The following is a 14221-nucleotide window of genomic DNA, read 5'->3' as shown; positions in this document are numbered from 1 at the left end:
TTATATCTTTTATACTTGTTATTCATTCCATCCCGGATTTTGGGTTACAACACCGTCAGATAGTGTTATTTCCTGTCTTGGTACCGGATACAGATAATCACGGTTCTCATTCCAGGTACGGTCGATCCAGCTATAGCACAACAAATTGCCATAATTACCTTCTGACAATGAGGTGCCACTTCCATCGGAAGCCAATTTTACATACGTCACACTTCCAACATTGGGTTGCGAAGATGTGGTGTAGAAACAGACATCATTTGTTCCGTCTCCATCAATATCGTACGCTTTGTTGATAGCTGTAGCAGGAAGATAAAACCCTTTAAAGGATTGGGACATACATTGCCCCTCTTTCCAGCGCATCAAATCATAATAACGGAAGCCTTCCATGACCAGCTCTATCGCACGTTCCCGGCGGATTTCCAGAATCACCCCTTTATTATCTCCTGTGACATTCACATAACCGGTTTCCGGAGCACACATATAAGGGTCCGGAGCAAGGTTTGCTGCGTTCATATTCAGTTTTCCCGTTACTCCTGCACGTGCCCGCAATTTGTTTATCGTATTGTCGATATCAGTTTGCGTCAGTGTGCCTAATTCTGCCTTTGCTTCGGCATAGTTCAAATAAACTTCTGCCAATCTGAACAGAGGAAGGTCATTGCTTGAATCACCTGTATAGCTCATATTATCATTTGCATATTTCAGCAGGTGGTATCCGGTCATCGTGACATTCATATTTATATTTGAAGTACGGATTGTTTGCGCTAAACGCGGATCACGATTGACTATTTCATCCTTGAACTCCATTGTTGCATAATTGGGCTGGTCGGTGAAACGGTTGCCGTTCTTCATTAAATAATAATTGACCAGTTTTTTCGAAAGTCCGGGGCGGCCTAATGTCGGAGAATTCTCAAAAGCTTGTACTTTATGAACCAAACTCAAATCATTATTATAATCCCTTGCCAATATGATTTCCGCATCAATCGCATTCTCGGATTTAAAGAGATTACGATAGGACTGTGAGCCGGATTGATACAATGAATATCCTCCGGAAGCAGTCATAATTTCATTAGAGGCACTTACACAGTCATTCAAGTATTTCTCATAATCACCCAATCCATGGTATTTACGATAAGTACCTTCAAATAATCCTACACGTGACTTTAATGCCTGGGCAGTCCACCAGGTTACACGATAAAGTTCTTTTGTCCGGTTGGTTTCTTTAAAAACCTCTATGGCAAAATTAAGATCTTCCATTATCTTTCCCATCACAAATTCTCGTGAATCCCTGGCTTTGTATAAATCAGCATCATCCGAGCCGAGTACTTTATCGTACCAAGGTACATCTCCAAAACGTTTCACCTTTTCAAAATAGAAATAAGCACGGAAGAAGCGTGCCAGGGCTTCATATTTGTCGCGCACTTTCTGGTCTTTACAGTTTCCCAGATTATCCAATAAAAAATTAATTGATCGCAGTGCACTCCAACTCCATCCTCCACCCGTTTCCGGAATAACACGCTGCCCACTCACTTCATCGCTTAAAGGAGATACAATCAGCATATCAGCATCGTCCCTATAAATATCACCGTCACCCGGAAAATTGTTTGAATAGAACTGGTTACTGTACAACTGTAATTGCTCTTCATTCGTAAAATAATCCTTAGTCGTCAAGCGATCTTTCGGATTGATATCCAATATGCTTTCACAAGAAGCAAATAACAACGACAGACCAACAGCCGCCCACAATGTATATTTCATTATTTTCATACTATATTTTCTTTATATTCCTTATTATCAAAATGTTATATCTACACCAAAAGAGTACGTCTTTGCCCAGGGATAAATATTTGCGTCACTTTTACTTGTTTTCCAGCTGTTACTTGCCGATGCTTGTTCCGGATCAATATAATCGGAATGTAGCTTAGTGAATGTCAGCAAGTTCTCACCACTAAAGTAAACACGTATTTTCTCGAAACCTATTTTAGAAAGCCATTTATCCGGCAATGTGTAACCAATAGAAAGATTTTTCAACCGACAATAAGCGAGGTTCTGCAAATACTTAGTATTAACCACTGCCAATTCACGATTACTACCGAGAGCCACATATCCTCTGGGACGTGGGAAATAAGCATCTGTATTTTCTTCACTCCATACCTGACTCATAAAGTCGGAAGGAATAAAACTAGCGTATGGTCGGGAATAAGGTCCCCAAAACATGGACGTTTCAGCACCAGGATACCAGTTTTGTTTGCCAATGCCTTGAAAAAGAACTGAAAAATCAATCCCATACCAGTCTGCGGAGATTCCGAAATTATAATTATAGCGCGGCAATGAGTTACCGATCACTTTCATGTCTTTCCGGTCATTAGCCGATGTTGTCTGTTCAATCTTGTTGTTACCATCCAAATCGACAAATTTAAGGTCACCGGCATGAAGTCCATTATCCAAAGCGCTTGCATTAATCATTTGGTTAACGAACGATTGGTCCACTTTATAATTCCTTGCTTCTTCATCCGTTTTAAAGTATCCATCTACCACGTATCCCCATATTTCGCCTAACTGCTGCCCCTCGTAAGGATCAGTCAGCGTTCGGTTGGGATTATCATATTTTGTCACTTTGGAGGTGTTATCTCCGATACCAGCCATTATCCGGTAGTTGAAAGGCTTGCTTGCCAAAGTAAAACTATCTCCCCAAGTAATAGATGCTTCCCACCCTTTCGTACGCAAGTCTGCCACATTCATTCTGGGAGAAGAGGCACCATATACGCCAGGCAAAGTCTTTCCTGCCATCAACATATCTTTGGTATCACGAATATATGCATCAAAAGATACATTCAAACGGTTATTAAGAAAACCCAAGTCCAAACCTATATTTTTTGTGATTACAGTTTCCCAAGTCAAATCGGTAGAGTTCGGAGCTGACTCATAGGCATAATCGCCTTTCGTAGTATCTCCGAAAGCATAGTTCATTACCGCTCCGGTATTAATAAGTTGCAGATAGTCATAATAGCCTACTGTTTTCTGATTTCCCAATGATCCGTAAGACAGTCTTAGTTTCAGATTACTTACATAGTTTTTGGCTTGTGTAAAGAAGGCTTCTTCACTGACACGCCATCCGGCAGAGAACGACGGGAAGAAACCGAAACGATGTCCTCGACGGAAACGGGAACTACCGTCATAACGTCCGCTGGCTTCAAATAGATAGCGGTCTTTATATCCATAATTCAAACGATAGAAAAAACCAAGAATCGCATATTCCTCTTGTCCTCCGGTTATGGATATATCATCACCTTTTGCCAGGTTAAAATCATCGAGAGATTCAGAGAGTAACCCGTTACGTTTCATTCCCAGTTTCTTGAAATACTTATAATCATAGTTACCTCCCACAATGACCTTTACAGAATGTGCATTTGCGAAGGTATTGTCATACGTCCCGTATAAGTTGAAAGTTTGGCGTATCTGGTTGTTTTGTATTTCCGACAAATAATTGCCTCTGGTACGTCCGTTATCCATTGTGATTGTTTCTCCCGGATTTCTGGAGTATAATACATCTACGGAACGATTCAAATTCTGCTGGTTGTAATGCGCCCAGCTGTAGTTTGCACGAACCTCAAAATGTTTGATGGGTTTCAATACGGCCTCGAACGTAGTTACAAACTCATATTCACGATCCCGGTTATGGTGGCCGCCATTCAATAATACGGCACTAACACCATCTGCCACTTCTCCTGTGTCTGTCAAACCTGTTCTGTAAACCAGAGTTCCATCCGGATGCATCGGCACAATACTTGCCAAAGCATGCCGCCCGGCTCTGGTGAAAACGTCATTCACTCCTGATAGTCCCGGATAGGTATATTCAGAATGGTAATAGGAAGTATTGTTACTCAATTCAAACCAGGAAGTGATATTGGCAATGATTTTCGAACGGAACGTATATTTCTTAAAACGGTCCGGATCTATTCTGATAATTCCTTTCTGATTATAGTAGTTGCCTGATAGCATGTACTTCACTTTTTCGGTTCCTCCCGAAACCGTCAAGTTATGCTCCCAAGTAGGGCGGGTATTATCAAACAAACAATTATACCAGTCAAAGTTGCCGTAATATTTATACTCTCCGTTTTTTTCTACCACCCATGGACGGGAAGGATCTTCCACTTTATCATTACGGCGAATCCATAATTCATGGTAATCTTCTTGGGTATAATGTGTATAAGGGACGCCCTGGTATGTTTTGTAGAACATATCATTGATACCGGCCGAATAATAACCACGCGTCTCAAAATCCGTAGAAGTTGTCGTTTCACCAAAACTGAAACGACCGTTATAGCTGACATTGGTCTTGCCTACCTTTCCATTCTTGGTTGTAACCAAAATAACTCCATAAGCAGCACGGGCACCATATACGGCAGCAGCCGAAGCATCCTTTAAAACACTGATGGATTCTACGTCATTGGGGTTTACCTTATTTATATCTCCCTCGATTCCATCAATGATAGTCAGAGGTGCTGCATCCGCACTAATGGAGTTGACTCCACGGATATTGAAGCTTCCCCCTTGTCCGGGACGTCCCGAACTAAAGTTTACGTTCATATTCGGTACAGAACCTTGCAGAAGCTGTGATAAGTTGGCAGCAGAACGGGTCGTCAGTTCATCACCCGAAACGATAGCAACGGCACCAGTCAGGTTTACTTTCTTTTGCGTACCATATCCCACCACTACCACTTCTTCCAGTGTCTTACTATCTTCGCGGAGAACTACTTGAGACAGATTTCTGCTGGTAGCAGCGTAATTAACTGTAATATATCCGATATATGAGACTGTAATCGTACTGCTTTCGGGAACATTAGCCAAAGTATAACGTCCGTCTACATTCGTTATTGTACCCAAAGAGCTGCCTTGCACCATCACACTGGCGCCAATAATCGGCTCTCCTTTCTCATCGACTACCCGACCGGATATATTTCTTTTGTTCGCATTACTGGTCTGTTGTTCAGAATCCGTAACTTTCTCCTTCAAATAAATTTTTGTTTTTCCGATCTCATAGTTCACGTTAGTACCGAGAAACAAATCATTCAGAACTTTAGATAGTTCCTGATTCTTTGCTTCTACCGTCACTATTCGATCCGGATTGACGATCGTACGGCTATAAGCCACCGTAAGACCAGTTTGCTGTGTAATAGCAGAGAATACTTTCTCCAGCTTTACTTGTTTAAGATTCATTGTCACCTTTTGGGCAGAAGCGGAAACGCTTATGATTATCCCCAGCAACAATACGAGCAGAACTTTGTGTTTCATACTACTTGCTTTGATTAAAGTTAAACTTAGATTTAAAATCTCATTTATGCTTAGTAGACACACAAGTCAAAAAAGCGGGTGAGAGAAAAAAGAGTTTTTTTGCATAAGCCTAATTTATTTCATAACATTCTTATTCTAAAACAGTAAAGGCTGCGTATATACACAGCCTGTCCTCATTCTATTATCCTATCCAGTATATTTTACTTCTTTCCGTCCTGTTTCATTCGGACTGTCACTTCTTTCCGGACTTCATCATATTCAAATTTTACCGGCGCAATCTTTTCCAAATCCTGAAGCACTTTCTCCAGTATCGTATTATCCGAGGTCAACGTATATACATATTTCGATGCCTGCTCATCCTCTATCTTAAAGTTTACATTATACCAGCGGTTCAAAACCTTGACTACTTCTGTCAGCGGAGTATCTTTAAAAGAAATCACATTGTCTTTCCACATTGAGACTTGCCTTGAATGATCGTTTTTGATTATCCGGCACCGGTCACTTTCTTTATTATATGTCAGTTTCTCGCCCGGCAGTAACGGGTATTCTTTTGCAGAGGAGAGAGTCAGGTTTACATGTCCTTCATCCAGACAGATCACAATGTCTTTATTCTCCGGGTAGGCTTGTACATCAAAAGAAGTACCCAATACATGAACGGAAGGTCCGTTCAGATTAACAATAAACGGACGTTTTTTATTCTTGGCTACCACGAAATAGGCTTCTCCCACCAAGAAAACTTCCCGCTTACTCAATCCGAACTTTTTAGGATACTTCAACCAGGAATCCGAATTGATATAAACTCGCGTCCCGTCTTGAAACATCATCTGTATCCGCTCTCCTTTAGCTACACGAATTTCCTCATATTCCGTAGTGCCGAATAAATCCACCCGGGAATTGATCTGTAAATAAAGACCTATCAGGAAAATAACGGGAATCAAGATTACAGCCACACGGAAGCAGATACGTTTGATCTGTTTGCGTGATATGTTCTTTTGGATCTGATGGTACATCTTTTCTGAAGGTATAGTATGGTCCACATATATTTCTGCCGTTTTGGCTTTTAAATGTTCTGCCTCCCGAGTCATCACAGCATCCAGGTAAATGTTCCCTTCTTCTGTGGCAAACCATTCCGCCACAAATTTTGCATCCTCCGGTGTAGCAACTCCGGCAAGCACTTCTTCTATTTGTTTATCAGTGGGTCGATTCATTCTCTTTTTATCTTAAATAGTGGACACTCAAATATGTCATTAGTGTGACAAAAGTAACAATTATTAGCATTTTACTTAAATGAATACGTAGCATTTTCAATGCTTCCGTATAATGTGTTTTGACTGTATTAACAGACAGATTCATCCGTTCGGCTATTTCCTGATTCGTTAGTTCCTCTTTCACTTTCATCAAACAAATACTACGTTTTTGTGGAGGAAGCATATCTACCGCTTTATAAAAAGAGGCCATCAATTCTTTCTTCTCCAGATTTTCTATCAGATTATCTTCGTAGACAGGTGTCGATTGTGCTATTTCATAGTTCTTGCTGATTGCACTATTCTCATTACGAATCAGATTTAAGACATGATTTTTCGTCATAGTGAACAAATAGTTTTTAAGGCTGATTCCTACATGTAGTTCCGACCTAAATTCCCATAAACGAGCAAAGACATGTTGTACTACATCTTCTGCCATGTCTGCATTCATTAAATAACGGTAAGCTAATACATATAGCAGCTTATGATATCTGTCATAAGCTTGTGTAAAAGCTCCTTTATCTCCTTTTTCTATGAAAGAAAAGAGCTTCTCGTCATCTGTATTAGTGTATTGAGCTGATTTATCTAACATTCCTTGGATTTTGTTTAATTGTTTTTCCAAAAGAACAAAAGACGTATTACAATTAAGTGTCTTTCACAAAACAAAAGTAGTAAAATTTAGAAAAGGTGGCACAAATTCCAATAAAAAAAGTGCCCGATTAACAATCCCCCACTATAAAAGAGGATCCATTAATCAAGGACTACTCCACTAACTAATTAACAATGTATTATAAATGATAGGTAACAATTCTTTCTTCGGGTGAATCAATCCAGAGCCGCCATACTCCTTCCGACACTTTTTCCGGTGTTCCGATATTTGCTTTAGGTGGACGACGGCTTTTGATGGTTAGATAGCCTTTCCCTTCTGTTGCTTTCACTTTCATCGTTTTGCTGTTCATATAGACATGGATATTGCCATTCGGAGTGGGTACAGTGCCTTCCATCCATTTCAATCCTCCCAACACAGGAGCAATAGCAAATTCTTTATATCCTTCTTTTACAGGTTTTACTCCCAGATAATATTTGCCCAACAGGTAGATAGGACTCGCTCCCCAGGCATGGCACAAACTCTTTCCATAAGGACGGCCATACATGGCAAGATGTTGCGTTCCGGTTTCTTCTGGGTTATATTTTTCCCAGAAGGAGGTCGCGCCTTCCTTCAACATTCCACCCCAATAGGCTTTCATTTCTTTCATTACAGCATCCTGTTCGCCAAGAGCACAAAGGGCTTCCAGCTCGTAAAAACGCATATAGGGAGTCGTTATTTTCAGAATACTGTCATTCAGCAGAACAGACTGTTTGATGGCTTGTTGCTTATCTTCATTCAAATATTGAAAGAAGACAGAAAACATATTCGCATAGCGGGTGACCGCATCACTTTGCTGACCGTTGACGCAGTTATGTACAAATGCCTGTTTCTCGTTATTCCAGAAGGCAGGTTCTAACTTTGCTTTCAAAGCAGCAGCCAGTTTCTCGTATTTCTGTTTGCCATTGGCATCTCCAACCAATTCCGCACACAAAGCCATCGTTTCCAGACTTCTGCAAAATAAGATTTGTTCAAAAGAGAGTTCGCCTTTTTTATCCAGATAGCCGTCTGCCCAGTCCACAAATACCCAGTCACCGGTCATACCTTCTACCATGCCATTCTTATTGGTACGTCCCAACACGTAATCCATCATTGTTTGCATACGTGGATACAGTTGGTTGACAAAATGGCGGTCGCCACTATACATATAATAGTCATATACGCTAAGGAACCAGTAGAAAGTATAGTCCATGATTGTATTACTGTGGCTGGTTACAGGATCCTTGCCACGAAGTAACCAGATTGTACGTTTGACGGATTCGTTATCAAAGAAAAGATAGTAGTTCATCAAATAACTTTGGATAGCATCGCCACTCCATACCCAACGGTCACGTTTGATACCATCAATGAAGAATTCGCGGGTAGTGAGATGCATGGTGTATGCGCCAACTTCCCAAATACGATTCAATTCTTCATCATTACAACGGAAACTTCCGCGGTATTCTTCAGGAAGATATTCATATTGCATGGAGACTTCTCCAATCTGTACACCCGGCTCGTGAGTTACATAGACATAGCGAAAGGCTTTACTGTTCTCCAATGTATATTCGTTTTCAGAATTACTCAAGGGAGAAGTGCTGCGGATAGCAAGGTCGGTCACTTGTCCCGGTTCGAGCAAGAGTTTGTCCAATGTTTCGCAATATGCTTTATCTTTTGCTTCTTCCGGGCTTTCACCATAATAAATTTCTATTTTTCCTTTTCCGGAAAGATTCTTCAATGTGATGAATCCGAATGTTTCTTTTCCAAAATCATAAAGAATACCTCCTTCAGACTGTTCTGACTTCGTAACAGGTTGCTGCGGTTCACGCATCAGACTGAATTGTGAAGGACGTTGGGTAGCTCCGTCAAAGTTCCAGCATCCGGCATCCATATAGATAGTGGCAGATGTGTCACTGGCTTTTCCGCTCTCGTCAATCCATTCTTTATCTTCGTAAGTCACACGCCAGGAAGAGTCTGAATTCACCGTTTTTCCCTTCACATAAATAGTGGGAGGAGTTGCCTGATTCCAGACTTTGATGTTCAGATTATGTTTTCCGGCCGGAAGCAACATGGTTTCCGGCATACCGAACTGGAGCTTTCCATCCAGTTTGACGTTGTACTTTCCTTCGGCAGCAATAAAGATTTCTTCCGGCTCGGAAAGATTCAGTTGCTTGCTGAATTCTACGACAACATAATGACTGTCCGTTTTCCAAAAAGGAGGAAAAAATGCACCTCGTTCCGTACGACGGTTATTCATTTGATTTCCCAGCCAGATTTCGTAGTCTCCCGGATACCATATCCAGGTCTGGGCAAATGTGCTGCTTGCCAAAGACAAGGCACTAAGCAATATCATATATTTCTTTTTCATTTTTCTTTCTATTACTAACAAACTGAATCGTAAGAAATAATTCGTTCCACAGTGGTCGACGTTTAGTTCCACCATGGTTTCCCTTTCGTTCTGCCTAGGTTATCTTTCCGTTCCACCATGGTGGAACGAAGCATATCTTACAATAAGATTATTTATCGGCTGCTATTAATAATTCAGTAAATCCTTATATCCTGCTTCCAGTCCCGCACGTTCACGAACATCATTATCCACCTTCGGGCCATTGTTCTCCCATACATTTCCCGGGCCATTGGCATTTTGCAGATACTTCTCTCCTTCTGTCCAATTATCACGTACAGTAATAAAGGAAGAACCTTCATCCGTATAAAGATAGAACCAGTGATTAGGATCGTGCACATACCCCGGCTTATAAATACTATGCACGCAATTCTCCGTTACATAACTTTTCGGCTGCGAACCGAGTGTGTAAATACCTGCCACATCATACATGTGTTTCGCATAATGATGAATCAGATTGGCATGTACTCTGTTATTACGCATACAATTCACAGTTTGCGTCCATCCCCAACCAAGACTGATGCCACTATAAGGCACTTCACTGATTTCATTATGTTCGATATTGACGTCCCCTACATATCCCGCAGCAATGGCAAGGCATCCCCAATCTTCATTGCCTATTTCCGTGAAATAGCAATTATTGATTTGTTGCTGTGTGCATACTTCCCGACGATCAGCAGGGTCGTATGGCAAATGCGTTTCATGGGCAGCCGGAGAAAAACTGCCGACTAACAGACCATTTCCGGCAATATCGCGGAAGAGACAGCCACGAACAACACCGCCTTGCACCGCTTCTTCATAATCCAATCCGGTCGAGCCTAAATGCTCGAACCGGCAACGCTCGAAATCAATCTGCCTTGCAGCAACCACACAAACAGCAGCTGCGGGACGTCCCAACCATCCTTGGTTATCCAACGGATGATTCAAATAGTTCCGTTGCATTTTCGGATCAATCCGGTAACCATCTGTCAGATACATACCTGCCTGAAGAGGTACATGTCCTTTTTCTGACGGACGCATCCACGTAGTATAGGAAAAAGTAATTTTCTCAAAACGAATATGACACACAGGACGATCCAAAGTTCCTTCCACCCGTACTAATGTCTCAACGGCAGGCACGATCACTTCCGCCTCCTGCATCTTCTCTCCTTCCCGTGGATAATAATATACTTTACGGGCATCTATATCATGATACCATTCTCCGGGTACATCCTGCAATTCGCGGGCATTTGTCAGATAGAAAGCAGAATTATGTCCGTCCGTCGTCACCATCGGACGCGGCCAGGGATGCTCAAACTGAATCCGGCTTTCCGGTTGATGAAAACGTATTGCTGCGCTGTCTCCCTGCACTTCAACTGAACGAATCCGAAGATTGGCAACACACCACATCTGGTGTAATACCATCTCGGCATATTTAGCTTTCAAATTCCCTTTATTATCAATAAGTCTGCGAATGGAAACTGCAGGCACATAAAGAATTTCATTTTTCTCATCCACACTGCAAATGCGATTCATCTTTTCGAAATCCTCCACATCACGGGCACGAACAGCCTTTTTTCCATTCACCCACAACTGGCGGAAATCCAATGGACGTCCATTAAATACCGGTACATCTGCTACCCAAACTTTCCCTTGCTTCTTCCAGCCATTTATGCAGATTCCCCCACTCAATACCACCTTTTCATCGCCTACCGAACGGATAATTGTGGGCGATTCCTTGGTTCCGCTATCTTCCGGACGGATAAAAACCGGTTCATGGAAGGCATACGTTCCACCCTCCATATAGATTGTGATTCCACCTTGAATACGGTTATCCTCTGTCCTGCGCCATTCTCGTGCTTGTCGCAAGGCAGAAGTCAGCGTGGCTTTAGGAGATTGACGAGTTCCATCGTTGAAGTCACTGCCCTTGGGAGAAATCCATATCTCTCCAGCCAATAGCCAGTGATTGCACAAGATACATATAGCCGTTACAAATAACTTTTTCATGACTTTTTTTCATTTCTGTATACTAAACAATCCGGACTATCTGGCAAGAGGCATCCATACAGTCATTTCTCCCTTTCCTCTGTTTCCCCAGGCATAATAAGGAATCAAGCGGATATTTACTGTCTTTTCAGCCTGAACAACCGGCCGGTAAAGCACTCCTTCCCACGAAGTTGCAGATGCCAGACGTGCCATCCCTTCGAGTGCAACAATCGGACTGCCTTCGATTGTGATTTTCTTCGGAGTTAGTTTTATATCAGCGGGAATCAATACATTATCAATCTTTTCCCCGTTTGCAATATCCATACTTTCCAGACAGTACACCAACGGCCCGCGCTTCACGACCACCTGATTACGAATCTCCTCTGCTAACGGATGAGCTTCGAGCAAACGGACAGGCATATCCATCATCAGCTCCACTATATCCCCCTTCTTCCATGCACGATTTACTTCCGCATACGAATTTGCCTTCGCATTGACTTGCAGCGGCTGCCCATTCACCCTAAGCGTAGCCTTTTCACACCATTCAGGAATACGTAAGAAGAGCGAGAAAGTACCTACCTTACGAGGAACTTTATCCAATGTTACACGTACATTTCCATCCCAAGGATAATCCGTTTCCTGTGTCAGAGCTACTTCTCCCTTCTCTTTCCAAGTCGTTGTCAATGTATTTGCCCCATACAAATTGCAATAAATCCCTTCCGGACTCAATGTATATGCATAGTTTTGTGCCTGACACAGCGTACGCAATGTGTTCGGAGGACAGCAGAAACAACTGATATATTCCGTCCGTTCCTTCGGCCAACGAAGTGTGTAAGGAAGATCGGCACTGATACGAAGCGGATTCGTGTAGAAATACTTCTTTCCATCCAGACTGATACCGCTCAATACACTATTATAAAGACAAGTCTCTACAAGATCAGCATATTTCGCATCCCCTGTCACTTCCAGCATACGCCAGTTGAAAAGCATATTTCCGATATTAGCACATGTTTCATTATGCGCTGTATTATTCGGCAACTGATAAGGACGTCCGTAGCTCTGATGTACCTTCTGAATACTATCCGGCTCATAGCAAGTCCCATCGGGCGATGTACCATCATAAAGAGCACCGCAAGCACCGGTCACATACATTTTCCGGGTCACGATATCATTCCAGATACTAGTCAGATTCTTCATTAATTGCTGCTCACCGGTTTCTGCATATACATCCGCTACTCCGGCATACAGATAGTTGGCACGTACCGCATGTCCCATCGCACGATATTGATCGCGGAAAGGAATACGGTCCTGATTATCGTCCGTACCGTTCTCCACCATGCCACGGATATCAATCAGATTCTTTGAAAGTTCCAGATAACGGGGATTTCCGGTAGCCCGGTACATTTCAACTACCCCCATATAATGAGAGGGACAAATAGCATTACGAGCCAGTTCGGCAGAAGCCGTTTCATAAAAATGACAGAGGAAATCCGTCGCTTTCACAGCAGCATCAAAAAGAGTAGTTTTTCCGGTGGCACGACGATGCACAATACCCGCCATCATCAAGTGTCCCAGATTATAAGTCTCAAAGTTCAACCGATTCGCAAAAGCTCCTTTTTCATCCTCGTCACCTACTTTCGTTCCAATGACCGTTTGTTTATGCTGATCCTCCAATGCATGAGAGTCAATCCCTTTATTCAGTTCTTCGATAACAACAGGCGTATGTATATAACCGTCTGCACGTTGGGCTTTTACGACACAAGTAATAAAGTTATCCATTAACTTGTCCAACTCCAGATCTTTATTAACTGCATAGACAGAAGCGACACCTTCCATCCATTTATACATATCTCCGTCATGAAATGGAGGTCCCCAATGCTCTCCTTTGCATACCCCGGCAGCAATCTCAAAATTACGGAAACCGTGAGAGATCTCCGGCGCGTTCCAAGTGTTCCACATACTTTGCAGGGAAGTCCGGCTAAATACCTGAAAACGATCTCCCCAGAATCCATCCGTCCAATGTACGGCACCGATTCCGGTATTCGCCATCTTCGCAAAACGGCTCTGACTCATATCCGTCAATCCATTGCTTTGCGCAAGTGCTCCCGTAACGGAGGCGGAAGCTAAAAGAAGTAACAGTTTTATCTGTTTCATTAATATGGATAATTTAAAATTTACACAATATCTTTATAAAAAGACGTGATTATCCGTATTTTGTACTCAATAAAACAAAAAAGCGAAGACTTGGGTAAGTCCTCGCTTTTTTATTGGGATTATGTTTCTAAAATAAAACTATTCACTTTCATCCATCAGTTTGTCTAGCTGATTTATCAAATTCCGAGTAGGCTCTAACAACTCTACAGCATCTTCCTTTGTAAAATCAAAAAAGTCATTATAATCGCCCGTTATCCGATTTTGAAGTAATCGAGAATACAATCGGGCATTTTCCTTATCCAACTTGCCAGTGGTTACAAAATGTAAGCCAAGCTGTCCGACTACACCATTATGAGTTTGAGCAGAAACTTTGTTTTTTAATAATAGTGCTGAAGCCATATAAAAAGCAGCGTAATAAAGTCTCTGTATAGCCAAATTCCAATGGGCACTCTCAATCATATCTTCAGCCTCTTTCAATGTGGCGTAAGATTTTTGCTTTCTGTAATAAATTACAGCCTCTATATCACTAGCATTCAT

Annotated in this window: 8 protein-coding genes; all 8 read right to left on the bottom strand. The window is 42.0% G+C overall.

Going from position 1 to position 14221, the window contains the following annotated elements; all coding sequences use genetic code 11:
* Positions 1-18 precede the first annotated feature (18 nt).
* Entirely contained in the window at positions 19-1764 is a 1746-nt protein-coding gene (locus HMPREF9010_RS19285) for a RagB/SusD family nutrient uptake outer membrane protein (RefSeq protein WP_008647441.1), read from the bottom strand.
* A 27-nt stretch (positions 1765-1791) separates the two neighbouring features.
* Positions 1792-5292, bottom strand: coding sequence for a TonB-dependent receptor (locus HMPREF9010_RS19290; RefSeq protein ID WP_032852466.1), 3501 nt, complete (start codon positions 5290-5292; stop codon positions 1792-1794).
* A gap of 200 nt (positions 5293-5492) precedes the next feature.
* On the bottom strand, positions 5493-6500 hold the full coding sequence (locus tag HMPREF9010_RS19295) for a FecR family protein (RefSeq protein ID WP_008647439.1): 1008 nt from the start codon (positions 6498-6500) through the stop codon (positions 5493-5495).
* A gap of 7 nt (positions 6501-6507) precedes the next feature.
* Positions 6508-7128, bottom strand: coding sequence for an RNA polymerase sigma factor (locus HMPREF9010_RS19300; protein WP_004310318.1), 621 nt, complete (start codon positions 7126-7128; stop codon positions 6508-6510).
* 196 nt (positions 7129-7324) lie between these two features.
* Positions 7325-9529: an alpha-L-rhamnosidase C-terminal domain-containing protein gene (locus tag HMPREF9010_RS19305; protein WP_008647438.1), complete on the bottom strand. Its 2205-nt coding sequence runs from the start codon at positions 9527-9529 to the stop codon at positions 7325-7327.
* Between the two features lie 165 nt (positions 9530-9694).
* Positions 9695-11551, bottom strand: a complete 1857-nt coding sequence (locus HMPREF9010_RS19310; RefSeq protein WP_004306181.1) for a right-handed parallel beta-helix repeat-containing protein — start codon at positions 11549-11551, stop codon at positions 9695-9697.
* Positions 11552-11587: 36 nt separating this feature from the next.
* On the bottom strand, positions 11588-13684 hold the full coding sequence (locus HMPREF9010_RS19315; protein WP_008647437.1) for a glycoside hydrolase family 127 protein: 2097 nt from the start codon (positions 13682-13684) through the stop codon (positions 11588-11590).
* Positions 13685-13822: 138 nt separating this feature from the next.
* Positions 13823-14221 (bottom strand): HEPN domain-containing protein, encoded by a 399-nt coding sequence (locus tag HMPREF9010_RS25230; RefSeq protein WP_008647435.1) that lies wholly within the window; start codon positions 14219-14221, stop codon positions 13823-13825.

The sequence above is a fragment of the Bacteroides sp. 3_1_23 genome (assembly GCF_000162555.1).
Taxonomy (GTDB): Bacteria; Bacteroidota; Bacteroidia; order Bacteroidales; family Bacteroidaceae; genus Bacteroides; species Bacteroides ovatus.
Note: the sequence above shows the minus strand (reverse complement) of the source record. Positions and strands in the feature narration are given on the sequence as shown.

What these genes read in the sequence shown, in the direction of transcription:
- HMPREF9010_RS19285 (WP_008647441.1), bottom strand. Translation starts at nt 1,764, where the DNA reads ATGAAAATAATGAAATATACATTGTGGGCGGCTGTTGGTCTGTCGTTG.
- HMPREF9010_RS19290 (WP_032852466.1), bottom strand. Translation starts at nt 5,292, where the DNA reads ATGAAACACAAAGTTCTGCTCGTATTGTTGCTGGGGATAATCATAAGC.
- HMPREF9010_RS19295 (WP_008647439.1), bottom strand. Translation starts at nt 6,500, where the DNA reads ATGAATCGACCCACTGATAAACAAATAGAAGAAGTGCTTGCCGGAGTT.
- HMPREF9010_RS19300 (WP_004310318.1), bottom strand. Translation starts at nt 7,128, where the DNA reads ATGTTAGATAAATCAGCTCAATACACTAATACAGATGACGAGAAGCTC.
- HMPREF9010_RS19305 (WP_008647438.1), bottom strand. Translation starts at nt 9,529, where the DNA reads ATGAAAAAGAAATATATGATATTGCTTAGTGCCTTGTCTTTGGCAAGC.
- HMPREF9010_RS19310 (WP_004306181.1), bottom strand. Translation starts at nt 11,551, where the DNA reads ATGAAAAAGTTATTTGTAACGGCTATATGTATCTTGTGCAATCACTGG.
- HMPREF9010_RS19315 (WP_008647437.1), bottom strand. Translation starts at nt 13,684, where the DNA reads ATGAAACAGATAAAACTGTTACTTCTTTTAGCTTCCGCCTCCGTTACG.
- HMPREF9010_RS25230 (WP_008647435.1), bottom strand. Translation starts at nt 14,221, where the DNA reads ATGAATGCTAGTGATATAGAGGCTGTAATTTATTACAGAAAGCAAAAA.